The organism is Terriglobus sp. (genome assembly GCF_965201105.1).
Classification (GTDB): domain Bacteria; phylum Acidobacteriota; class Terriglobia; order Terriglobales; family Acidobacteriaceae; genus Terriglobus.
The window spans coordinates 1,285,440-1,308,936 of sequence record NZ_OZ241741.1 but is presented as its reverse complement, the minus strand read 5'-3'; the positions used below and the strand labels follow the sequence as shown (position 1 = coordinate 1,308,936).

The following is a 23,497-nucleotide window of genomic DNA, read 5'->3' as shown; positions in this document are numbered from 1 at the left end:
ACCCACAGCTTCACCGTGGGTGCGGAGTGGAGAAACCTGCATCTTGCTTCGCTTCGCCAAGCTGGCTGTCATCTCTCGCATCTCATGTGCGCTCATGGCCCTGACATTCTTGGCGACGGCAACAACGTCGCGGGCACAGAGCCAGGACCCCCTCACGCTCGCCAAGCGCGTCGACGCCCACTACAACCACCTCTCCAGCCTGCGCGCCACCTACAGTGAGCGATACAGCGGCATGGGCCAGACCCGCGAAGAACACGGCACCCTCCTCCTGAAAAAACCCGGCCGCATGCGCTGGACCTACAACAGCGGCAAGCTCTTCGTGCTCGACGGCAAGTTCGCCACCAGCTACACCCCCGGCGATACCGAAGCCCAACGCATCCCCGCCAAACAGCTCGATGACCTCCGCTCCCCCCTGCGCTTCCTGCTCGGCCACACCGAACTCGAGAAAGAACTCGACCACCTCACCACCACGCCCTCCCCAGAGGGCACTACCCTCACCGGCACACCGCACTACCGCCTCACCCCCGGCACCGAACCCGAGCGCATCCAGGCAATCGCCGTCACTGTCGATTCCGCCACCGGCCAGATTCACGCCCTGCGCATTACCGAAATCGACGAGAGCACGACCGAGTTCCACTTCGCCGCCCAACAGGAAAACGCTCCCGTCACCGACGCCGACTTCCGCTTCCAGCCGCCCACCGGCGTGACCGTCGTCGACGGCCTCCCACCCTCCTAGCCGGAACCTCCGCACACTCCATGTGCCCCATTCTTCGCGTTCTCGCGCGAGGTGCTAGTTCGACAGAGCCAAACCCGACGCAAGCGCTTACCGGACCCGTTCTCCCGTCCGGCTTGCAATCCGGCTCAGAATCCCCTACAAACAGAACAGCGACCGAACCAGTCCGCATTCCACTCAGGACCCTCAGCTTGTGACCCGCCACCTTGCCGCGCTCTGCTTGACCCTTGCTGCCCTCGCCGCACCCGCCCTCCGCGCGCAGCCCGTCCCCGACCGCCAGCCCCCGCGCCGCCTGGTGCTTGAGGCTCTGGATCTGAACCGCGACGGTGAGCTTTCGCCCGACGAAATCCAAGCCGCTCCGCAAAGCCTGCTCACCCTGGACCGCAATCACGACGGGGAGCTCACCGCCGACGAGTACCTTCCGCAGCAACCCACCCGCGCCGGCCAGTCCGAACTTCAGCAGCGCCTCATGGCCCTTGACCGAAACGGCGACGGCGTACTCACGCCCGACGAGGTGCCCGAGCGCATGCAGCCGCTTTTTCAGCGCGCCGACACGGATCACGACGGGAAGCTCACCCCGGACGAGATCGCCGCGGTCTCCGCTTCGCAATCCAGCCCGCAGGGCCGACCCGTCGGCCGTAACGGTGCCGAAGGCATGGCCCGCCTCGACCCGATCCTCAATATCATCGACATCGACCACGATGGCACGCTCACCGCCGCCGAAATTGCCAGCGCCCCCGGAGCCCTGAAGTCCCTCGACACCAACGCCGATGGCACCCTCCAAGCCAATGAAATTCTCGTCCGCCAGCAGACGCCCGCCGAGCGCGCCGCGCATGTTCTCGACGAGTGGGACACCAACAAAGACGGCAGCCTGACCAAGGCAGAATGCCCCGACCGTCTGCAAACACAATTCCAGGCGATCGACACCAACCACGACGGCAAGCTGAACGCCGAAGAGCTCACCACCTTTTTCGCAACGCAGCCACAAGGCCGCAGCCCCGGCGCGCCCCGCAACGACGCGCCGTCCGCGCCCAGACTGCCGCCAGCCAGCGGCGGGACCGCCACACCCACCCAGCCCCGCTGAACTTCGCATCGACCACGGTGGAAGACAGTTAGGAAGGGCACAGCTTTGCTTGTGCCATAAAGCTGAGAAAACAAGGCTTCAGCCCCTGAGGTCATGTCTTCGTTGTAAGCAAAGTTACGTCCATCCAGGCAAGCAGCCACGAATGGGACATCCCAGACCCAAATAACGTGACCTTGAACAAACGAATGATCGGCCTCTCGTCCAACGACACGCCCAGGATCTCTATGCCACGCCCGCTTTCTCTCGCCCTCGCCGCCGTCTCTACCCTGCTCGCCGCTGCTCCTGCGCCCCTTACCGCCGCCGCACCGCAGCCTGCGTCTCAACACTCCGGCGTCTGGACGGCGCACCACGAGAACGTCCTCGGCACCTCGCTCGAACTCCGCGTCCGCGCCGCCTCGGATTCCGCAGCCCACCGCGCCGAACAGGCAGCACTTGCCGAGTTCGACCGCCAATCCAACATCCTCAGCGCCTGGAACCCGCAGAGCGAGTTCTCCCGTTGGCAGAGCACCCGCCGCAGCGCCGTCCCTGTCTCGCCCGAACTCCTCATGACCCTCGCCCGCTTCGACCACTGGCTACGCCAGACCGGCGGCCTGCTCAATGCCGCCGCTGCCGATGCAGCCCAACTTTGGCAGCACGCCGCCGCCACGGGCGAACGCCCCACCCCCGCCATCCTCGAAGCCAGCGCCGACCGCATGCGGCAGCCGCAATGGCAGCTGGACGCTTTCCACCGCACCGCGACCCGCCTCACCGCCTCGCCGCTCGTGCTCGCCAGCTTCACTAAATCCCGCATCACCGCCGCAGCAGCCGATGCCGCCCTCCGCGCCGGCGCGTCTGGCGTGATGCTTAACGTCGGCGGCGACATCGTCCTGCGCGGCGACATGGCGGAGCGTGTCAGCATCGCCGACCCCGCAGCCGACGCCGAAAATGATGCCCCGCTCGACACCGTCCTGCTACGCGATCGCGCCATTGCGACCAGCGGAGGCTACCGTCGCAGCGTCACCCTGGACAGCGAACAAATCTCGCACCTGATTGACCCGCGCACCGCGGAACCCGCCCGCGCCGTACTCTCTGCCACTGTGGTGGCACCGGACGCCGAGCAGGCCGGAGCCCTTGCCACCGCGCTCGCCATCGCCTCGCCCGCCGAGGCTCGTGCCCTCCTCTGTGACTCCCCGAGCGCCGACGCGCTCATCCTGTACCGCGGCGGCGAACGCCTGCAGACCCCGAACTGGGCGCGCCTTCAGGAGCCGCGCCTCGACCGCACCGTCTTCCGCGCTGCCGCAAACCGCCCCGCGTCGGCGCCGGCGGCCGCCGTCTGGAACCAAAATTACGACCTCACCATTAAGCTCAACCTTCCGCGCCTGGACGATCCGCGCTACCGCCGCCCTTATGTCGCCGTTTGGATCGAGGACGAAAACAAGTACCCCGTCCGCACAGTCGCACTCTGGTTTCAGAAGCCCAAATGGCTTGATGAACTCAAGACCTGGTACCGCGACGATCGTCTCCGCAACCTGACCGAGGGTACGGACCTTTCCAGAACCATCTCCTCCGCCACACGCGCACCCGGTGCGTACACCCTCAAGTGGGACGGCAAAGACAACGAAGGCAAGCTAGTCAAACCCGGCAAGTACACCGTCTGTGTCGAAGCAGCGCGCGAACACGGCGGCTACGGTCTGAGCCGCTACAAAATGGACTTCAACGGCACACCGCAGCAGACCACGCTACCCGCCCAGCCCGAAATTGGCACCGTCCAGCTCGACTATGCCAAACGCTAACGCAATGACACATGGCACCAGAGCAACCGCCACATGGCACCAGAGCAGCAGCTATCTTGCAACTCGCGAGTAAGCATTCGGTAACCTAAGCGTTGTCATTTCGACCGAAGCAGGACGGCTCTATCGTCCTGCGCAGTGGAGAAACCCGCATTTTGCCCGGCCCAGCACAATCCTCGAAGGTAGATCGCAAGGCTGTTCCTGCAAGCCAGCCGCGCAGCCGCTGGCGCAAACGGATCGCCGTGGCCTCACGCTGGCTCCACATCTACTTATCGATGGTCAGCTTCGGCGTGATCCTCTTCTTCAGCGCCACGGGTTTGACCCTGAATCATGCCGACAACCTCAGCGGCAAGGAACGCGTCACCCGCTACACCGGCGTCATCGCCGCCGCGGCAATGCAGCCGAATCCCGACCACACCGCCATCGCCGCCCAACTTCGCCGCGAGCACGGCATCCGCGGAGCCATGACCGATGTCCGCGACGACCCCGACCAGGTCACGCTTTCCTTCAAGGGCGCGGGCTATTCCGCAGATGCCTTCGTTGACCGGCCGCGCGGCACGTACCAGGTCATCGAAACACGCTTCGGTGCGGTCGCCGCCCTGAACGACCTGCACCGCGGCGCTGTCACCGGTAAAGGCTGGTCCTGGGTCATCGACGTCTCCGCCGTTTTTCTCGTTCTCGTCTCACTAACCGGCCTGTGCCTGCTCTTCTTCGTCTACAAGCGCCGCACATCCGGCCTGATCGTTTTGGTAATCGGCGCGGCGATTGCCGTGCTTATTGCCCACTTCATTGCGGCGTGAGCGTGCTTCGGGACAGATCTACACCGTAATCCTGCCGGAATCGCCGACGCTTGTCTTGTCAGCCCCGGTCACGCTCGCGATCGCCAGCTTTGCCAACCGCACAATGGTGCTGCGGTTCGCGTCCCAATACTCCGCCGAATCCACGGACACCTGGATCAACGCCGCGGCAGGATCGTCCTCGCCCTCCGGAAACCACGCCTTCGCCGCCGGCGTCCAGTGCTCGTGAATCTGGGCCCGGTCGCGCACGATGCTGGCACGCCCGCTTAACGCAATGTACTTTCCGTCTTTCGGCTCCGCGTAACTCACCAGCACCTCGCTGTCATGCCGGATCTCGTCCGTCTTTGACGAATCGATGCGCGTGATGAACCAGAGCGTGCCGTCAAACGGCCGGTCCGGGTTTGCCATCGGCCGTGCGCGTAGTGCGCCGTCCTCTGCGACCGTGGTCAGCATGGCGATGTGCACATCCTTGATTAGCTCGCGAACCTTTTCAATGCCTTCCGCGCCCGAGTAGTTCTTCTCTGCCATGGGTCTCCTCAGCTTTCCAACGCATTGGATGCAGCGAGCCGGGACCCCGTGTCGGCTGAAGGCAGCGCCCCGCGGAACTCGTTACGTTAGCGCTAACGGTCGCTGTGGCACCGTCTCTGTCGCCCGTAACCGTTCACATGCCCCTATTTGTGTGCTTGCCAATCGTTCTTCCGTGCGCTTAGTATCCGACTCGCATTCAGTTCAGCCATTTTCCTTGAGCGAGCCAGAGTGCCTGTTTTGAGCGATTTGCCTAGATCTCAAAGCGGTCGCAACACCGCCTGAACGGAGCCACCCAGATGTCCTGGTACGCATACTGCATCGCGGAACGAAGCGCATTCCCAGAGCTTCTCCGCCACCGCCGCCCCATGCCTCTCGAAGGCGTGTCCGGCCTTTTTGGTAACCAAACCTTTCTATTCCCTGCCAGCGATCTCGCCATTGTGGTGTCCGAGCACGACCTGGAAGACAACACCCGCGTCGCCACCCCAGACAACCCCGACAAGCCCCAGCACGACCACGCCCGCGTGATCGCCGAAACCTTCAAGCACTCGCCCGTGCTGCCCTTTCGCTTCGGCACCACCTTTGAGGATGACGACGCGCTCCGCCGCTCCATCCGCTCCAACCACCGCCACTTCACCGGCACCCTGGAGCGCCTGCGCGGCAAGTCCGAAATGCATTTGAAAGTGCTGGTCGACGACAACTGCGCTGCCGCGAAGTCAGGCTTGCGCCACTCGGCAACAGCCGGCAAGGAATACCTGTCGAGCCTCCGCGAGTCCGCCTCCGCGCAGCGTGAACGCCAGTCCCGCGCCCGCGCCCTGCAGGTGCAGATGCACCGCATGTTCCTGCCGCTCGAAGAAGAGGTCACCTGCAAACGCGCGGGTGAAGGCAAGATGCTGCTCGACATCGCCCACCTGATCGACTCCAAGTGCGTCGAGCGCTACCAGAACAAGTACTCCACCGCGACGAATGAGTTGAAGGGCTGCCGCATGCAGCTCAGCGGCCCCTGGCCGCCGTACCACTTCGTCCACCGCACGCACGCCCACGCCTAGCGCATCTCTGCAACCAAGAAAGGCCCGCTGACGTGGCGGGCCTTTCTGTTGATCTCTGCTCTCTACAGCCCCGGCCCAACCACACCGCGCCGGCTCAGCACCTTCGCCGCCCGCGCATGCTTCGCCGTCGAATCCACCTTGCTCCAGAATGCTGCGAAATAATCCACCGCACTGATAATCGACACGACCGTCATCCAGTAAATGGCAGCCACCGCGATCCAGTGCACCGGCAGCATGAACCACCCCGGCCCGTTGCCGCCCAGCAGGTTCGATCCCGGCCCAAACGTCCACTCCGAGTAGCCGCGGTCAAAGATGCACGCAACTACGCTCACAATCTGGATCACTGTTTTCAGCTTTCCAATCTCGCTCGCGTCGATCGTGAAGCCCTCGTTCGCCGCGATGGTTCGCAACCCGCTCACCAGGAACTCGCGGCCAATCACAATCACCGCGATCCACGGCTTCACGACTCCCGGGTCAAACGCGACCAGAACGATGTACGCCGAGGTGACCAGCAGTTTGTCCGCCAGCGGATCCAGCAGCATGCCCATGGTGGTGATCTGCCCACGTTTCCGCGCCAGGTAGCCATCCAGCCCGTCCGTAACGCTCGCGGCGATGAACAGCAGCGACGCGACCCACTCCTGTGCATGCCCGTGCAACGGCGAGCTTGCGGACAAGAGCCAGATCAGCAGTGGAACCACCGCAATCCGGCTGAGCGTCATGGAATTCGGAAGGTTCAAGGGACCGCACCCGCAGGTGCCCTCATTCTGTCATACTCTCGAACCCGCGGACACTGGCTGTTTCGGTGGCAGCCGGGTCCGCCGACAGGCCCGGCTGCCAGATTACTAGGCGTAAATGCCGCGCTGCTTGGTCGTGTACGCCACCCGATCAATCGCGAGCATATAGCTTGCGATCCGGTTGTTCACCTCATGCGACTCCGCATACCGGATCACATCGGTAAAGCTCGCCATCATGATGCGATCCAGCCGCTCGTTCACCTCATCCTCGGTCCAGAAATAGCCCATGCGGTCTTGCACCCACTCGAAGTAGCTCGCCGTCACGCCACCGGCATTCGCCAAGATGTCCGGCACCACAAACACACCGTTGCTCGCCAGGATTTCGTCCGCTTTCGGCGTTGTGGGACCGTTCGCGCCCTCGCACACAATCTTTGCGCGCACGCGGCCGGCGTTGCGGCTGGTCAGCACATTCTCTGTTGCCGCCGGAATCAGGATTTCGCACTCACTCGTGATCAGCTCGTCCGAGTTCGCCTCCTCAGCGCCCGCGAATCCGCGAATCGAACCCGTCCGCTTCCGGTGCTCAATCAGCGCCGGAATGTTAATCCCGACCGAGTTGTACAGGCCGCCATCCCACTCGGCGATGCCCACCACGCGGTAGCCCTTCTCCTGCAGCAGCAGCGCCGCGTTCGATCCCACGTTTCCGAAGCCCTGCACGATCACGCGGCATTCGCCCGGCGTCATGCCAAGGTAACGCAGGCTCTGGTCACACGCTACGCTTACGCCGCGGCCTGTCGCTGCCGTGCGGCCCCGAGAGCCGCCAATGTTGACCGGCTTGCCCGTGACCACGCTCGTCACGGTCTGCCGCACGTGCATGGAGTAGGTGTCCATGATCCACGCCATGGTTTGCTCGTTCGTGTTCATATCCGGCGCCGGCACATCCTTCTCCGGCCCGATGAACTCGATCAGTTCGCTCGTATACCGGCGCGTCATGCGCTCCAGTTCGCCCTGGCTCATGCGCTTCGGGTCACAGATCACGCCACCCTTCGCACCACCAAACGGGATATTGACTACCGCACACTTCCAGGTCATCCAGCTCGCCAGCGCACGCACCTCGTCCAGGCTCACGTCCGGCGCGTAGCGAATGCCGCCCTTTGCCGGCCCGCGAGCGATGGAGTGCTGCACCCGGTAACCCGTGAATACCTCGATTTTTCCGTCGTCCATCAGCACCGGAAAGTGCACGATGATCTCGCGCGACGGCTGCCGCAAAATTTTCCAAATGCCCTCATCCAGCCCAAGCTTCTGTGCCGCATAGTCGAAGCGCGCTGCCTGCGCCTCCCACGGGTTCAGCTCTTTGCTCATCGCTGCGCTTGCCACGCTTCCAGACGCCTGCAAGCTCTCGTTTTCCTCTGCCGTTAACTCCAGTTCCGCTACTGCCATACAACAACGCCTTGCCTTTCCTCACGGTCGGCCGCGCGTTTCCCAGTTCCAGGACGGCGGCACACTTTTCATCTGACGCGGAAAGCCACTCCTTGCTCCATGCATGGCGCATGAAAACAGGCGCATGCGCGGAGGCAGCCTACCGGACAAACCCGTCGAACATACGCCTTTGTGAACTGCATTGGCAATGGTGCATCGGTGTTAAGGAAGGGCCGTAGCAACCCGTCACGCGAGCGCGGGCTAATCCGCTCCGGGCAGAAACAGCGTGAACACCGTCCCATGCAGCGCCGCATCCTGCGTCGACCGCACCCGCAACTGTCCACGGTGCCGCTCCACAATACCCTTTGAGATCCAAAGCCCGAGACCGTTTCCGTTCAAACCCTTGGTCGTATAAAACGGCTCGAAGATCTTGCTCACCGTCTCCGGCGTCATCCCGTGACCGGTGTCCGCGATCGCGATTCACACGCCCGGCGTTCCCGTCCGCAGATCGCAGGCATCGTGCGCCCGCAACATCAAGCGGCCGCCGGTTCGCATCGCGTCAATCGCATTCGCGATCAAGTTGTTCAACACCTGCCGTATGTCGTTCTCGAAGCAAAGCATCTTCCGCGCGGTGCTATAGCCGGCTTCCACATGAACTCCGCTGTTGACCAGCCGCCCCGCATACAAGTTCAGGACGGGATCGACCAATTGCGCTGCCGTCACCGCCGTTGGGCTGTCCGCCTGCCGATGGAACCGCAGCGTCTGCGTCGCGATCTGCGATACACGGCCCAACTCATCCTGCGCCAGCCGTAAGTAGCTGGCAGTGTCTTCGCCCAGGCCGGGATCGGTCGCCGCCAGGTACAGCAGGTTGGTCACCGCCTCCAGCGGATTGTTGATCTCGTGCGAGATTGAAGACGCCAGCCGGCCCACCGCCGCCAGCTTCTCGCTTTGCACCAGCGCGGCCTCGGCGCGCCGCAGTTGCGTAATCTCCAGGATCGCCGCACTGATCGCGCGCACCGACCCGTCCTCACCGAACACCGGCGAGTAGTTCACGTTGAACGACCTCTGCTCTCCCGGACGGCTATGAAACTCCGTGGTAAACGTCTGGTCCCGCACGTACTCGCCCTGCGCGACCCTGGCGAACAATGCCGGAACCAGCTGCGTCGTCGCGATCTCCTGAAAGCGCCGGCCCAGAATCTCCGTTCGAGGCAAGCCGATGATCTCAGCCTGGCGCTCATTCACCTGCAAGTACCGGAACTCTTTCGGCTCAAACAGCGCCAGGCCCACCGGCGCGGTGTCGTACACCGCCTGCAGTTCACGGCGTTGCTGCTCCGTCTCGACGCGTTCGGCATGCAGCCGCTCGCGCGCAACCTTTCCATCGTGAATGTCGTTCGCGATGCCAACCCACAACGTGATCGCGCCGGCATCGTCGCGAAGAGGAACGGCCTGCAGCCGCCACCATCGCGAAGCCTGATCGGACCCGCGAATCAGACGCGCTTCGATGTCGTAGTGTTCGCCCGTCTGCACCGAGTGCATCCACACCTGCAGCACGCGGTCGCGATCTCTGGCGTCAAAGCCCTCCAGCCACTCCGGCCCATCCGTCACTTCAAACGTGCCCAGGTAGCTCAGAAAACGCTGGTTGGCATACGTGACCCGCCCGTCCGGAGCCCCCGTCCAGATCGCCTGCGGCCCCAGTTCCGTCAGGACGCGATACTTCTCTTCACTCGCCCGGATCGCGCGCTCGTCCCTTCTCTGCTGCGTCACATCGCGGACAAAGATCATGATGCCTTCGTCAGACGGCTGCACGGTGACTTCAATTTCCACGTTCAGCGGCTCGCCATAGACCCCCTCAAAGGTGGCGGACACACCATCATTCATCGCCGCGAAGTAATGCTTCACATAGGGCGAATCCGGATACACCAGGCCCGGAAACGCATGAAACGCACCCCGCCCAACCACATCCCCGACCGCCGCCACCAACTGCTTCGCGGCCGCGTTCACGAACGTAATGATCCAGTTGTGGTCGACGATGAACACACCGTCGGTCGTCGCCTCCAGGGCGGCGCGCATGCGTTGCGCTCCCTCATCTTTCTTCTGCGTTGCGCGCTTCAGCTCAGACACGTCGGCGTAGCTCACCGCAATGCCGTCACCGGCAGGGAACGCACGCATTTTGAGCCACAGGTCAAAAGGTTCGTAATAGACCTCGAACTCTTCCTGCACACGCTCTCTCATCACGCGGCGGTATTTGCGCTCGATCTCCGTGCCCAGCGTTGCCGGATACAGCTCCCAGTGCGTCGGCCCGTGCAGATCTTGCGGCCGGATGCGGCTGATGCGCCGGGCTTGCGCGTTCGCAAACACAATGCGATAGTCACGGTCCAGCAGGAGAAGGCCATCGGCAAGGGCATGCACCGCTTCGGCAAGGCTTTGACTCACATCAACGGGCATAACCGTGTCCGCGAAGCTCTCGCGGCTGGGAACCGGGGTGTCCATGTAAATGCAGTGTACTCACGACCCACGCGCACCGGGGTAACTCCTATAATCAAGCGATGTCGCGGACCGGCAGCAGCACCCACCAGCCATTTACAAAGCAGCAACAATGGCTGCTCCGGATCGTCCCGGGATTCGCCGCTTCCCTGATCCGGGTTCTCTGCGCCACGCTTCACTTTCAAGAGGTTCTCGCCCCCGGCGCTCACCCCGCCGACCGCGACCAAAGCGCCGGCCTTTATCCGTTCTGGCACAATTGCCTGCTGCTGGCCGCGTACCGCTATCGCAACCTCGGCATCCACATCCTCATCTCGCCCTCGTTCGATGGCGAACTGATCGCCCGCACCGTTGCCCGCCTCGGCTTCGTGCCGGTCCGCGGCTCCTCCTCACGCGGAGGCGCCGCCGGCCTGCTCAGCATCTCGCGCGCCCTTGCCGCCGGGCACAAGTGCGCCATCACCGCCGACGGCCCGCGCGGCCCCGCTTTCCTCAGCAAGCCGGGTGCCGCAGCTATCGCAACCAATGCCGCGCAACGCCGCTCCGCTTCGGGTTCCGATCCCATCCTGGTCAGCGCCTTCTACCTCCACCCGCACCGCGCCTGGCGACTCCGCTCCTGGGACGGCTTCCTCATTCCCAAACCGTTCAGCCTCGTGACCGTCGCCTGGCAGACACCTCTTCCCGCCACAGCGCCCGGCCTTCCGCAAGCACTGCAAGCCACCCTGGATGCCGCGAAACAGGCAGCGATCCGCTGACGCACGAAGAGTGACACACGGATGCTGACTTGCTGACTCGCTAACCTGCTGCTCTCATACATCAGTGCGCGTCACCGACTTTCACTTCGACCTTCCGCCGGAGCTCATCGCGAAACACCCACCCGCCGAACGCGACGGCGCCCGCATGCTCACCTTCGATCGCGCGACGGGCCAAACAGAAGACCGTCTCTTCCGCGACCTCCCATCGCTGCTCCAACCCGGCGACCTTGTCATCTTCAATAATTCTCGCGTTATCCCCGCACGCCTTTTCGGACGTCGCGCCGGCCTGCACACACAACCAAACTCGCCCGCGCCCACCGGCAGCGTTGAAGTCCTGCTCACCGCGCAACTCAACCAAACCGACTGGCGCACCCTCGTTAAACCCAGCCGCAAGGTCCAACCCGGCGAGACTCTCCTCTTCAGCGACAGCGAAGGCGAAACCGCCTTGACCGCGGAGGTGCTCGCTGCCGCCGATCGCGGCGAGCGCACTCTTCGCTTCGCTGCCACGCCCGACTTCTTCGCCCGCCTCGACACCCTCGGCCACATCCCGTTGCCACCCTACCTGCACCGCGCCGACACGCCACAGGACCGCGCCCGCTACCAAACCGTCTACGCCGACCCCGCCCAGCCGGGCTCCGCCGCCGCACCCACCGCCGGCCTCCACTTCACGCCGGCGGTTCTCGACCAGCTGCACCGCAAGGGCGTCGAAACAGCCCACATTACCCTCCACGTCGGCCTCGGCACCTTTCAGCCCGTCCACGTTGACGCGGTGGAGGACATCCGCCTTCATGCCGAGCACTACACCCTTCCCGCCGCGACGGCAGAGGCCATCAACCGGACCCGCCGCGAACACCGCCGCATCATCGCCGTCGGCACAACCACTGTCCGCACTCTCGAACACTGCGCCCGTGAAGCCATCGCGACCAGTTTCGCAACGCCTCCCTCACACCACGCAACGGACAATTGGCAACTCCAACCCCACTCCGGCAACACCAGCATCTTCCTGAAGCCTGGCGACAACTTCCACCTGATCGACGCCCTGCTCACCAACTTCCACCTGCCCGAATCCACGCTGCTGATGCTGGTCTGCGCCTTCGCCGCCCAAACATCCTCACCCGCCCACGGCATGGCAAGCGTCCTCGCCGCCTACCAACACGCCGTCGTCCACAAGTACCGCTTCTTCAGCTATGGCGATTGCATGTTTCTAAGCTGACCGCCTCCATCACCGATGCGTGCCCGTTCTTGGCGCCTTACTCTGCGCAAGAACGGATCACAGCAGTACCTAATGCGATGCTCGCGCACACGCGCGGCCCAAATTCCACGACCGGGCAAAAGCGTTCCCATCTCACGTGGGTACACGATGCACGCTTGTTCTCGGCTCGTCAGAGCGGCACCACTTCCCGGCGGAGAGGAACGCCATATCGCGCAAAAGCGAACAAAAGGCGAAATTGTCATCGCTCCCGCGCCTACAATCACCACACCAAGCGAGGTTCCCACATGCCAAAGCCCACCTTCGCCACGCAGCCCCGCACAGCACTGCCCGGCAGCCACAAAACCGCGCTTCCCGGCACTCAGGAAAGCCAGCCAGTTCATCCAAACGCGTCCGTCAACGTTTCTGTGCTGGTCCGCCGCAAGTCTCCGCTCGCCACGGACACCCTGGGTGAGAAGCGCTTGACTCGCGCCCAGTACCGGGCGAATCACGCCGCTGACCCTGCAGCGTTGAAAGCCGTGCTCGCGTTTGCAAAGGAGTTTGGCCTCACCTCAGAAATTGACCCGCCCCGCCGCGTCGTCAAGCTCTCCGGCACGGCATCGCAGATGGAAGAGGCCTTTGGCGTGAAGCTGAAGCGTCAAACTGGCCCGGACGGCGAAACCTACCGCGTTCGGCAGGGAGACATCTGCATTCCGGAATCGCTCTCTGGCTTAGTGGAAGCCGTGCTCGGGCTGGATAACCGGCCACAGGCAAAGCCGCACTTTCGTCTCGCAAAGAGTCCTGAAACACTGGGCGGCATCGTTCACCCGCACGCGGTTTCTGCCTCGTTCACACCGGTTCAGGTTGCGCAGCTCTATGGCCTGCCACCGGGCAGCAACGCCAACGGTCAAACCATCGCGATCATCGAACTTGGTGGCGGCTACAAGCCGGCCGACATCAAGGCTTACTTCAAGACAATCGGGGTGCCCGCGCCCACAGTCACCGCCGTCCTGGTGGATGGCGGCAAGAACAAGTCCGACGGTCCGAACGGCGCTGACGGCGAGGTGATGCTCGACATCGAGGTCGCCGCGGCAGTTGCACCTGGCGCGAAGATCGTTGTGTACTTCGCTCCCAACACCGACCAGGGTTTCATCGACGCCATTGCGACGGCTGTTCACGATAGCAAGAACAACCCCTCGATCATCTCCATTTCTTGGGGCGGCCCGGAAGACACTTGGACCGCGCAATCTCGCAACGCGCTGGACGCCGCCTGCCAGTCCGCCGCCGCGCTCGGCATCACCGTGCTCGCCGCCTCCGGCGACAACGGCTCCTCCGACGGCGAGACGGACAACCAGCCTCACGTCGACTTTCCCGCCTCCAGCCCGCACGTCCTGGCCTGCGGCGGCACCAAGCTGACCGGCTCCGGCACAACCATCCAGTCCGAAGTGGTCTGGAACGAAACCGCTGCCAACGAAGGCGCCACCGGCGGTGGCATTTCCTCCGTGTTTCCGCAGCCCTCGTGGCAGTCGAACATCGCCGCCACTAAGAAAGGCCGCGGCGTGCCCGACGTCAGCGGCAACGCGGACCCCACCACCGGTTACCAGGTCCGCGTCGACGGACAGAATTTTGTCATCGGCGGCACCAGCCCCGTCGCACCGCTCTGGGCCGGCCTGCTCGCCATCGTCAACGCGCAAAGCAAAACCACCGTTGGCTTCGTTCAGCGGAAGCTCTACGCCAGCAACGCCGCGTCCAGCTTCCGCGACATCACCGCCGGGAACAATGGCGCCTTCAAGGCCGCCAAGGGCTGGGACGCCTGCACCGGCCTCGGCACACCCAACATCCCCAACCTCATCACCCTGCTCGCCCAGGCCAACTCGAAGCCGCCGAAGCCATCAAAGCCGAAGAAGCCCAAGGCTGTCGTCGAAGCATAACGCGCGTCAACACGCAACCAAGTAATGTCATCCTGGGCATGAAGCACGCAGCGTCACCTGACCGTGAACAACGTAGTGCCACCCTGAGCCTGACGATGCAAGTGTCATCCTGAGCGTAGCGAAGGATCTGCTTTCGAGGCAGCGCCCTAACGCGCTCCGGCCAGCCGCAATGGCAACGTGAACAACGCTCGTATCAAATTGAATACGCCATCCACCGCAACCCCGACAATCCGGAATGGCAGCAACACAACCCACACCATCGGGTACAGCACAAGCGCGACCAGCGCCAGCGGCCAACAGACCACAAGCAGAATGCAGAACAGCAGAAACTTGATCATGGGAAGCCTCAGCATGAGATACGTCGCATTTGATTGCGCCGTTCCCCACCCTCAACCAGCTCCGCCGCGACACACAATCTAGGCCGTCGAAATCGCCTGGCCGTTCCCGGATTCAGCCTCGCGTTCCGGTGCGGGGCTGCTTGCCGCCTTCAGCACCTGCTTCGCACTCAGCTTCACGCACGTTCCATCCGTAAACCGGATCCAGACCATCGAATCGAAGTGGTTTACATCCAGAATCTCCGGCCCGAATTTCTCCTCATGCCCTGAACTCATCATGCACCTCCGTACGGTGCTGCTACCTGTATAGGATGCGTCGAATCGCGTTATTTGTGTCGCTCCTCGGCCTCCGAAAACGAAAACGACGCGACGGCTTGTCGTAGCCGCACATGCAGGCCATCGCTACTCACCACCTTGATAAGTAGCCATCCCTCAATGGCCGCCGCAGCCCTCCGGCATCTATCCTGAACACCTATGCCGGACACCACTACCAAGCCGCCCGTTTACCTGCTCGACAGCATGGCCTTCGTCTTTCGCGCCTACCACGCCATGCAGCGCTCGCGGCCCATGTCCACGCGCACCGGAATTCCGACCGCAGCGACGTATGTCTTCATCAACATGATCAACAAGCTGCGGCAGGACTTCCAGCCGAAGTACCTCGCCGCCATCTACGAGGGCGGAGCCCCGGTCCACCGCAACGAGCGCGCGGCCGAGATGAAGATCATCCAGAAGTTCAACATCAAAACCCAGCAGTTCGACAAGGTCGACTACGGCGGCTACAAGGCCACCCGCGCCGAAACGCCCGACGACCTCAAGCAGCAGCAGCCCTATATCCGCCGTGCGCTCGATGCCTTCCACATCCCCATCCTGAACTACGAGGGCTACGAGGCCGACGACGTCATCGGCACCCTTAGCTGCCGCCTCGCCGAGCAGGGCCACCACGTGTACATCGTCTCCTCCGACAAGGACATGATGCAGCTCGTCAATAACAACGTCAGCATCCTGAACCCGATGAAGGACAACCTCATCCTCGACCCCAGCGGCGTCGAACAGGCCCTCGGCGTCCGCCCCGAACAGGTCATCGACGTCATGGCCCTTCGCGGTGACTCCATCGACAACATTCCCGGCGCTCCCGGCATCGGCGACAAGGGCTCCGTCGACCTGATCCAGCAGTTCGGCACCGTCGAGGCCGCGCTCGACACCGCCCGCGACAACCCCGACAGCATCAAGGGCAAACGCCAGCGCGAGTCCCTCGCCAATAATCGCGAAGCCGTGCTCATCTCCAAGGAACTCGTCACCATCCACAAATCGCTGCCGGTCGAGTACACGCTCGACGCCATGCAGACCACCGAACCCGACCTCGCCGCAGTCCGCGCCCTCTACACCGAACTAGAATTCACGACCCTGCTCAAAGAACTCCCCGCCCCCGAAACCGCCCCCATCACCTACAACCTCAACCCCACCGCTGAAGACATCGCCACTCTCCTAACCGCCGCCCGTCAACAGCTCCCCGGTACGACCTCAGAAACGAGCACGGCAGGTGACGACGCAGGAAGTGCAAGCAGCGACACAAGCACCAGTGCCCCACCTTCGCCACAGGCCAAGCCGGGTTCCCGCGTACCGAAGAAGTCAGCGAAAACCACCTCCAACACCACCGCACAACTGTCATTTCGACCGGAGGACGAACAGCTTCACCGTTCGTCCGTAGTGGAGAAACCTGCTTCTCTCTTCGAAGCTCCACAGATGCAGCAGGAAGACGAAAACGTCAACCCTACTGCCGCAAACATCGCCGCCGCAACCGACCCGCTCTTCTACACCGGCCTCAACCTCGCCGGCCTTGCCATCTTCCTGCCCGAAGACCCGCAAGCCATCGCCGAAGAAACGACCCCCGAAGACGCCGACGCCGAGCCGGAAGAACCCGCCGACCTGCCCGCCAGCAACCTGAACCTCTTCGGCAACGCGAACGACGGCAGTGCCCCACCTTCGCCGCAGGCCAGGGTAGGTTCCGAGGCAGAGCCCTTCGCCCCGCCCACCACCGACCCACTCCTCATCGGCCTCGCCGCCACCGCAGACACCGCCATCCTCCTCGACCTTCATAGCGACCTCGCCGCCCCCATACGCGAAGCCCTCGCCGACCCAACCCTTCCCAAAATCCTCCACGACCTCAAATCCGTCCTCCGCACCCTCGCCCTCGCGCATCTCTCCCTCGCCGGTGTCCGCGACGACGTCATGCTCTACAGCTACCTCATCAACCCCACCCACCTCAGCCACACCCTGGCCGACGTCGCCGCCCGCTTTAACGACCGCGCGCTCACCGGCACCAACCGCGAAGCGACCAGCAAAAAAGCCAAGCCCGTCGAAAACCCCAACCGCCTCCCCGAGGCCGCCTCCGCCGTCCTCCAGCTCCAACGCACCCTCGGCCCCCAGGTCACCGAAGCCAGCCTCCGCGACACCTACACCACCATCGACCTACCGCTCGTCCCCGTCCTCCTCCGCATGGAACAGGCCGGCTGCCAGGTCGACACCGCGCTCCTCCGCAATCAGAACTCCCGCCTCGCCCTCATGATGGACGACCTCGCCAAACGCATCCACGAAATGGCCGGCGTCACCTTCAACATCAACTCCCCCAAGCAGCTCGGCGACGTCCTCTTCAACACCATGGGCCTGCCCAAGCCGCTCAAATACGGCAAGGGCAAAGTCGTGTCGACGGCCCAGGATGTGCTCGAAGAGCTCTCCGTCCACCATGAGGCCCCGCGCCTCGTCCTCGAGTACCGTCAACTGGCCAAGCTCCGCAGCAACTACACCGAGCAGCTCCCCCTGCTCGTGGACAAAGCCAGCCGCGTCCACACCACCTTCAACCAGGTCGCCACCTCCACCGGCCGCCTCTCCGCCACCAACCCCAACCTGCAAAACATTCCCGTCCGCACCGAGCTCGGCCGCGAAATCCGCGCCGCCTTCACCGCTCGCCCCGCGAAGTACAAGACTTCCGACGTCACCACAGATATGTCATTTCGACCGGAGGACGAACAGCTTCATCGTTCGTCCGCAGCGGAGAAACCTGCATCTCCAACGCGAGCGCGAAGCGCGAGCCCGAGTCTCACCCAGGACAACATCCTCCTAGCCGCCGACTACTCCCAGATCGAGCTCCGCCTCATGGCCCACTTCTCCCAGGACCCGCTGCTCGTCCACGCCTACCAGAACAACATCGACATACACACCCTCACCGCCTCCGAGGTCTTCGGCGTTCCCGAAGCCAACATGGACAAGGAGACCCGCGGCCGCGCTAAGGCCGTCAACTTCGGCATCGTCTACGGCATCAGCCCCTTCGGCCTCGCCGCCAACCTCGGCATCGATCAGAAGACCGCCAAGACCTACATCGAAACCTACTTCGACCGGTACGCGGGCGTCCGCACCTTTATCGAACGCACCCTGGCCGAAACCCGCGAATCCGGCAAGGTCTCTACCCTCTTCGGCCGGACCCGACCCATCCCGGACATCCACTCCCGCAACCCCAACGCACGTGGCTTCGCCGAACGCACCGCCGTCAACACACCGCTGCAGGGTACCGCCGCCGACATGATCAAGGTCGCCATGCTCCGCATCGACGCCCGACTCCGCGCCCGCAACCTCCAGACCGAAATGACCCTCCAGGTCCACGACGAACTCCTCTTCGACGCCCCGCCGGACGAAGTCAAAGAAGTCACCGCCCTCGTCAAACACGAAATGGAGAGCGTCATCACCCTCTCCATCCCCATCGTCGCCGAAGTAGGCCAAGGCCCCAACTGGCGCGACGCCAAGTGAGTCCACTCCTTCGTGTCGTTATGGACACCAGCGTCCTCGTCTCTGCCTTGCGCAGCAGACTCGGCGCGAGCTTCCGCCTCCTCGAACTCGTCAGGGATGGTCGCGTTCAACTCGTCGCCTCCACCGCGCTCATGCTCGAATATGAGAGCGTCATCACCCGGCCCGAACACACGGTGTCTCTCGGATGCTCCCCAGAGCAGAATCTTGCAGATTTGAGCAATCTGCTGTTGCAGGTAGAACCCGTGGAGATCACCGCGCGGCTCCGCCCGGCACTGCGCGATCCAGACGACGACCATGTTTTGGAGGCAGCGGTCAGCGCAGGAGCCTTCGCCATCGTCACGCACAACCTCCGCGACTTCCTGCCGGAAGCATCGCTCTACGGCATGCGCGTGGAGCGACCGGGGGCTATCATCAGGTTGGAGGCTGGCCTATGAGTTCGTCCATCGTTTCCGTGGAACTTCCCGAGCCGCTGCTCAGCTTTGCAGCAGCGGAGGCGCAGCGCCATGGCACCTCCGTTGGCGAATGGCTGCGGGACGAAGTGGCTGACCGCCTCAAAGCGCGAACGGCAACGGAAGAATTCTTTCGCGTTCGCCGTGAGCGAGCCGCCGCAGGCTCCGGTCAGAACCTCTTGGATCGCATTCCGGCCCACCCTCCCGACTTGGGCGACGAATTGGAATAACATTCCGCGAGTCGCAATCCTGGCGGAAGCGCCGCACCCCAATCAAGGTCGCCATGCTCCGCATCGACGCCGCCCTCCGCGCCCGCAACGCGCCCGCAACCTCCAGACGGAGATGACCCTTCAGGTCCACGACGAACTCCTCTTCGACGCCCCACCCACCGAAGTCGAAGAAGTCACGGCCCTCGTCAAACACGAAATGGAGAGCGTCATCACCCTCTCCATCCCCATCGTCGCCGAAGTAGGCCAAGGCCCCAACTGGCGCGACGCCAACTAAGTCGCGCAGGTTTGGCTGCTTACTCCACCGTGGGTTTACCAACCGTGTTTGCTTCCGTCATGGCCTTCGGGACTGCAGCACAAAGTTTCGCTTCAGTATCCGCGTTTAGCTTGCCGGTGCCGCAAAGGTTATTCGCCACTTTGGCGGTGTTTGCTCCGTCGCCGGTAACATATGGTGTGAAATCGCCTGTGGTCATGTATTCATGATCGTTGCTGTCCGGATCCGGAAACCAGAACACACAGCGGACAACATCGTTCGGGTGCTTTTTGTTCGGCTTAGAACACTGAGGCGCGAAAAGCACTTGAGTGTTCGACTGCACCTTGTCGAGAAACCATTTGTTATGCACCGTTGGTGCAACCTGATATCTCGGCGTTGCCATTGCAGCAAGAAAGGTAGCTCCTTTATTCACGGGAGCTTCCACTCGGTAGTCACCTGTCTCGGTGTGCAGGAAATGCATACCTTGTCCACCTTGATCGAGCTTCGCGTCTGTTGATGTGTGGGAAGTTGTAAGGTCAGTACCAGTATGCAAACGAATGGTTTGATCCAAAACAGCGACCTTGTAATCTGAAGCATGCTTATAAGTTTTTTGAGCGGAAGCTGCGACAGTGCTTCCAGATAGAGTGAGAACCAGCAGTGAACGGCGCGCGCAAAAATGCAATGACCTGCTCCTTAATTTAGAAAGAAAATTACTGAGTTTTTCTCATTCTCGGCGAAGGATAGTTTCGCGCCTATTACCCGAATGGGGAACACTATGTGATTCTTCTGTGAGGAGTGGAAAACCGAGAGCCGGGTGCGGGTGCCCCATACATCGCCGGGTGCCCCATATCCGGATTTTCGGACATGGGTCCTAACACGACTCACATCTCAATCTCCGCCATCGAATCCCGATCCGGTCCCTCCCGAACACCTCCCACGCGGCTCCACCCTCGCTCAATCCGAATCCACCGACATCGTGGTCGGCGCACCGTCAGGTAGTGCCGGTAACTCGACGGGCGCCACGCCTCTGCGTCGCAAACCAGTCCGCGCTTGACCAGATTTCCGGTGGTGTAGTGAAGACACGCCACCATGGCGTCAGGCGAACACAGCTTCGCATCGCAGGAACGCTTCTACCAGTACGGCCTATGCTGCTGCCGCAGCGCCACAGATCCCCTGAACGTCCTCGTGGCATCCGCCAGCACCCCAACCCGAGGCTCGCTCACCAGCAGACGCAGGTGTTCCGGCACTAACGCTATTCAGCGACCGCGAAGTCATACCGCAGACGCGCCCGCCACCGGATCGCCACGTGGAACAACCCGCCAAGGGCACCAGCTACCCCGCCCGCCTGCACAACTTGCCCGACGGGCACTGGGTGCCTTGGCTAAAAGCGGGTGCACCAGGATTTGTGCAACGTCTCGCAACTTGCTGAACGGCAGGAACTTACATTCAACCCACAAGGTTTGAAGAACTTACGAGGTGAACTCCCCCGATGTCCTCTGAAAAGAAGAACTTACGAAAATAGAAGGTGGGGGGAGGGATACCCGTGGGTTGGGCTCAGCGAAGTATCCGCCGGCGGGCAAACCCCGCCAGCCCAACCAGCCCGCTTCCCAGCAGCGCCAGGCTTGAAGGCTCCGGCGTCGCTGCCGTCGTCAGGTTCGTCACCGTCAGCGTACCCAGCGCGCCACCATACGGCGCACCCACCTCCCGCAGGCTGAAGGTGCCGGTCAGAAACATAGGCGCGGTCGGATCACCGCTGAAGAACGGCATGCCACTCTCGTTGCCATATGTCAGCGTCGGCTCATTCCCGTTGTAAAAAGGTCCCGACAGCACAAGGTCTCCCGAGTTGTCCCGGAATACCGCCAAGTACGTTCCCGGTGTGCCATCCACCGTGCCTGAAACGTTCCGTACTGCGACAAAGCCCTGGTTGTTGGCAAACAGCATGTCCGGCGTGGGGTTCGACGGCAGATCCAGGGTGAAGGTGTGAGTGGGCAAGTTCGGGTACGTCTGCGAAAAGCTGTACTGCAGCGTATCGGCGTGTGCGGCCATGCTTGTGGCAAGCAGGCAAGCAGCGGAAACCAAGCAAAGGCGCATGAAAACTCCTGACAGGGTTGCAGCCGAAGACTACTGCCCGCCTCTTGCCCATGCACACGCCACCTCACGACTTGCTGGCCAGAGGCAACACGCCTCCAACACGCCGCATTCATGGTGTCAAATCGGATTCGCCACATACCTCTGCTGGCAGCAACCAGGAGCTAAAAAGCAGGCCACCGCTCTGCTGGCCTTGCCTCTCTGCAGCCTGCGGCCAATGCCAGGATCAGATACTCAGGAGAACCTCACGCATGTTCCGCAGATTCATTCCCGCCGTTGCCGCACTTCTGCTCTCGCTTCCGGCACTCGCCGCAACGCCCGCCGTCGGCGACAAGGCGCCGAACTTCACCGCCCAGACGCCCGATGCCAAACCGGTCGCCCTTGCCGACCTGGAGCACCAGGGCAAGGTCGCGTTGGTTTTCCTTCGCGGCTTTCCCGGTTATCAGTGCCCTTACTGCACCAAGCAGGTACACGACTTCGTGGAACACGCCTCGGACTTCCAGGCCGCTCATACGCAAGTCCTGCTCGTCTACCCCGGCCCGCCCGCCGACCTGGATCAGCACGCCAAAGAGTTCCTGACCAAACAGGCAAACCTGCCCGCGAACATTACTCTGGTGACGGACCCCGACTACGCCGTAACCAACCAGTACAGCCTGCGCTGGGACGCTCCGCATGAAACCGCCTATCCCAGCACCTTCGTGCTCGCACCCGACGGCCACGTCACCTTTGCCCATATCAGCAAGAGCCACGGCGATCGGACCTCCGCGGCAGACGTGTTGGCCGCGTTGCAGCCGTAGGCACAATGCCGTTCCAGCCCTCAATCTTCGCGCGGGATACAACGGACATGTGCGGTTGAAAGCCTCTTCTCACAACAAACCTGTCAACCGGTTCTGGACATAGCGGAATTAAACTCGTGGCCGCGCGGCTGGATATCTCCGGCCGCGTGGCCACGCTCGTCACACCTCGGAGAAATGGTCAACTCTGTTCGCTATGCGACAGTCAAGCAGCAGCTTGACAGCTAGTTTCATACAAGCGCGTTGATTGCTCCGTCCCTGAAAGCGCAGGCACGTGCAGAGGCGTCCCGGAGTGTCCACGTGGAGTTGCGCGCGTCAAATCTGCTGCTGGATAGTTTGAGTCCGCAAGTGCAATCGGCGCTTGCGGCCCACCTGGAACCGGTGGAGTTGCCGCAGCGGGCCGTCCTGTACGAGTACGAGGAGACGCCCAGGTACGTCCATTTGATGCTCTCGGGCGTTGCCTCCATTGTGACAACCATGCAGGATGGAGAGTCGGTCGAGGTCGGCGTCATCGGCCGTGAGGGCTTCCCGGAGCATCTGCACCTGCTGGGTCCGCAGGTAGGTGCCACCCGGTGCTTCATGCAGGTTGCGGGCGTCGCGCTGCGTATGAGCTTCGATCAGTTCCGCGAGTTCTTCCGCACGGATCGTGAGATTTTGCGAGCCGTGCACCGGTTGGTGCAACACGAAGCCCTTGTGCTATCGCAGCTTGGCGCCTGTAACCGCCTGCATGAGGTCGATGCACGGCTCGCGCGCTGGCTGCTGATGGTGCAGGACCGCACCGGTGAAGACGAACTGTTGATCACGCAGGAAGGGCTGGGAGCCATGATTGGCAGCAGACGCTCTACGGTGAACCTGGCCGCGGGAGAACTGCAACGCGCGGAGGTGATCGATTTCCGCCGCGGGCGCGTCCTGATCAAGAGCCGGGAAGCACTGGAGGGCGTGGCCTGCGAGTGTTACCCGATCCTGCGAGATCTCTACCGCGCCCTGTATCAATAGGCGGGCCGCAGCGCCGCTTCCAAAGCGCATTGCGCTCACCCGAAAGCCACCATTCTTTCGTGGCAGGCACATGTGCTGGTTGAAATACAGATAA

The 23,497-nt window shown here is 62.7% G+C and carries 23 protein-coding genes; 14 read left to right on the top strand and 9 right to left on the bottom strand.

Translation table 11 applies throughout. From position 1 onward, the window contains the following. Window positions 1-94: 94 nt before the first annotated feature. From ACOFKT_RS05725 to ACOFKT_RS05710, 4 genes are all read left to right on the top strand, one after another. Entirely contained in the window at window positions 95-736 is a 642-nt protein-coding gene (locus ACOFKT_RS05725) for a LolA family protein (protein WP_419806456.1), read from the top strand. A 190-nt stretch (window positions 737-926) separates the two neighbouring features. After that, window positions 927-1,817 carry an EF-hand domain-containing protein gene (locus ACOFKT_RS05720; protein ID WP_419806455.1) on the top strand — a complete coding sequence of 297 codons (891 nt, stop codon included), beginning with the start codon at window positions 927-929 and terminating at the stop codon, window positions 1,815-1,817. Window positions 1,818-2,041: 224 nt separating this feature from the next. After that, entirely contained in the window at window positions 2,042-3,589 is a 1,548-nt protein-coding gene (locus ACOFKT_RS05715; protein WP_419806454.1) for a DUF2271 domain-containing protein, read from the top strand. A 92-nt stretch (window positions 3,590-3,681) separates the two neighbouring features. Next, the gene (locus tag ACOFKT_RS05710) at window positions 3,682-4,386 is read left to right on the top strand and encodes a PepSY-associated TM helix domain-containing protein (RefSeq protein ID WP_419806453.1); all 705 of its coding nucleotides are present in this window, start codon (window positions 3,682-3,684) and stop codon (window positions 4,384-4,386) included. Window positions 4,387-4,404: 18 nt separating this feature from the next. On the opposite strand, the gene ACOFKT_RS05705 is transcribed toward ACOFKT_RS05710, so the two are convergent. After that, on the bottom strand, window positions 4,405-4,911 hold the full coding sequence (locus ACOFKT_RS05705) for a pyridoxamine 5'-phosphate oxidase family protein (RefSeq protein WP_419806452.1): 507 nt from the start codon (window positions 4,909-4,911) through the stop codon (window positions 4,405-4,407). 296 nt (window positions 4,912-5,207) lie between these two features. Here ACOFKT_RS05705 and ACOFKT_RS05700 point away from each other — a divergent pair, with 296 nt between their 5' ends. Beyond that, entirely contained in the window at window positions 5,208-5,957 is a 750-nt protein-coding gene (locus ACOFKT_RS05700; protein WP_419806451.1) for a GvpL/GvpF family gas vesicle protein, read from the top strand. Window positions 5,958-6,019: 62 nt separating this feature from the next. On the opposite strand, the gene pgsA is transcribed toward ACOFKT_RS05700, so the two are convergent. The 4 genes from pgsA to ACOFKT_RS05680 form a co-directional block, all read right to left on the bottom strand. Continuing rightward, window positions 6,020-6,694 carry a CDP-diacylglycerol--glycerol-3-phosphate 3-phosphatidyltransferase gene (gene pgsA / locus ACOFKT_RS05695; RefSeq protein ID WP_419806450.1) on the bottom strand — a complete coding sequence of 225 codons (675 nt, stop codon included), beginning with the start codon at window positions 6,692-6,694 and terminating at the stop codon, window positions 6,020-6,022. 105 nt (window positions 6,695-6,799) lie between these two features. Continuing rightward, on the bottom strand, window positions 6,800-8,050 hold the full coding sequence (locus ACOFKT_RS05690) for a Glu/Leu/Phe/Val family dehydrogenase (RefSeq protein WP_419807117.1): 1,251 nt from the start codon (window positions 8,048-8,050) through the stop codon (window positions 6,800-6,802). Between the two features lie 318 nt (window positions 8,051-8,368). Then, window positions 8,369-8,581 carry an ATP-binding protein gene (locus ACOFKT_RS05685; RefSeq protein ID WP_419807116.1) on the bottom strand — a complete coding sequence of 71 codons (213 nt, stop codon included), beginning with the start codon at window positions 8,579-8,581 and terminating at the stop codon, window positions 8,369-8,371. Window positions 8,582-8,587: 6 nt separating this feature from the next. Next, window positions 8,588-10,597 (bottom strand): PAS domain-containing protein, encoded by a 2,010-nt coding sequence (locus ACOFKT_RS05680; protein ID WP_419806449.1) that lies wholly within the window; start codon window positions 10,595-10,597, stop codon window positions 8,588-8,590. 56 nt (window positions 10,598-10,653) lie between these two features. On the opposite strand from ACOFKT_RS05680, the gene ACOFKT_RS05675 reads away from it, so the two are divergent. From ACOFKT_RS05675 to ACOFKT_RS05665, 3 genes are all read left to right on the top strand, one after another. Then, window positions 10,654-11,340, top strand: coding sequence for a lysophospholipid acyltransferase family protein (locus ACOFKT_RS05675; protein ID WP_419806448.1), 687 nt, complete (start codon window positions 10,654-10,656; stop codon window positions 11,338-11,340). A gap of 64 nt (window positions 11,341-11,404) precedes the next feature. Beyond that, on the top strand, window positions 11,405-12,553 hold the full coding sequence (gene queA / locus ACOFKT_RS05670; RefSeq protein ID WP_419806447.1) for a tRNA preQ1(34) S-adenosylmethionine ribosyltransferase-isomerase QueA: 1,149 nt from the start codon (window positions 11,405-11,407) through the stop codon (window positions 12,551-12,553). Window positions 12,554-12,837: 284 nt separating this feature from the next. Next, on the top strand, window positions 12,838-14,460 hold the full coding sequence (locus tag ACOFKT_RS05665; RefSeq protein ID WP_419806446.1) for a S53 family peptidase: 1,623 nt from the start codon (window positions 12,838-12,840) through the stop codon (window positions 14,458-14,460). A 146-nt stretch (window positions 14,461-14,606) separates the two neighbouring features. Here ACOFKT_RS05665 and ACOFKT_RS05660 read toward each other — a convergent pair whose 3' ends face one another. Together ACOFKT_RS05660 and ACOFKT_RS05655 are read right to left on the bottom strand one after the other, a co-directional pair. After that, window positions 14,607-14,798: a hypothetical protein gene (locus ACOFKT_RS05660; RefSeq protein WP_419806445.1), complete on the bottom strand. Its 192-nt coding sequence runs from the start codon at window positions 14,796-14,798 to the stop codon at window positions 14,607-14,609. Window positions 14,799-14,876: 78 nt separating this feature from the next. Continuing rightward, window positions 14,877-15,071 (bottom strand): hypothetical protein, encoded by a 195-nt coding sequence (locus ACOFKT_RS05655; protein ID WP_419806444.1) that lies wholly within the window; start codon window positions 15,069-15,071, stop codon window positions 14,877-14,879. 198 nt (window positions 15,072-15,269) lie between these two features. On the opposite strand from ACOFKT_RS05655, the gene ACOFKT_RS05650 reads away from it, so the two are divergent. The 4 genes from ACOFKT_RS05650 (at window position 15,270) to ACOFKT_RS05635 (ending at window position 19,549) form a co-directional block, all read left to right on the top strand. Then, a complete protein-coding gene (locus tag ACOFKT_RS05650; RefSeq protein ID WP_419806443.1) occupies window positions 15,270-18,596 on the top strand; it encodes a DNA polymerase I in 3,327 nt (1,108 codons plus the stop codon). After that, a complete protein-coding gene (locus ACOFKT_RS05645; protein WP_419806442.1) occupies window positions 18,593-19,030 on the top strand; it encodes a putative toxin-antitoxin system toxin component, PIN family in 438 nt (145 codons plus the stop codon). The genes ACOFKT_RS05650 and ACOFKT_RS05645 overlap by 4 nt, the downstream gene beginning before the upstream one ends. Then, window positions 19,027-19,275 (top strand): hypothetical protein, encoded by a 249-nt coding sequence (locus ACOFKT_RS05640; RefSeq protein WP_419806441.1) that lies wholly within the window; start codon window positions 19,027-19,029, stop codon window positions 19,273-19,275. Before ACOFKT_RS05645 ends, ACOFKT_RS05640 begins: the two co-directional genes overlap by 4 nt. A gap of 112 nt (window positions 19,276-19,387) precedes the next feature. Beyond that, a complete protein-coding gene (locus tag ACOFKT_RS05635; protein WP_419806440.1) occupies window positions 19,388-19,549 on the top strand; it encodes a DNA polymerase in 162 nt (53 codons plus the stop codon). 19 nt (window positions 19,550-19,568) lie between these two features. On the opposite strand, the gene ACOFKT_RS05630 is transcribed toward ACOFKT_RS05635, so the two are convergent. Further along, window positions 19,569-20,207, bottom strand: coding sequence for a hypothetical protein (locus ACOFKT_RS05630; protein ID WP_419806439.1), 639 nt, complete (start codon window positions 20,205-20,207; stop codon window positions 19,569-19,571). An 872-nt stretch (window positions 20,208-21,079) separates the two neighbouring features. Beyond that, entirely contained in the window at window positions 21,080-21,571 is a 492-nt protein-coding gene (locus tag ACOFKT_RS05625; RefSeq protein ID WP_419806438.1) for a PEP-CTERM sorting domain-containing protein, read from the bottom strand. Between the two features lie 293 nt (window positions 21,572-21,864). Between ACOFKT_RS05625 and ACOFKT_RS05620 the strand changes: the two genes are divergently transcribed. Next, a complete protein-coding gene (locus ACOFKT_RS05620) occupies window positions 21,865-22,410 on the top strand; it encodes a peroxiredoxin family protein (protein WP_419806437.1) in 546 nt (181 codons plus the stop codon). A gap of 297 nt (window positions 22,411-22,707) precedes the next feature. Continuing rightward, window positions 22,708-23,403, top strand: coding sequence for a Crp/Fnr family transcriptional regulator (locus tag ACOFKT_RS05615; RefSeq protein ID WP_419806436.1), 696 nt, complete (start codon window positions 22,708-22,710; stop codon window positions 23,401-23,403). The last annotated feature ends 94 nt before the right edge of the window (window positions 23,404-23,497 follow it).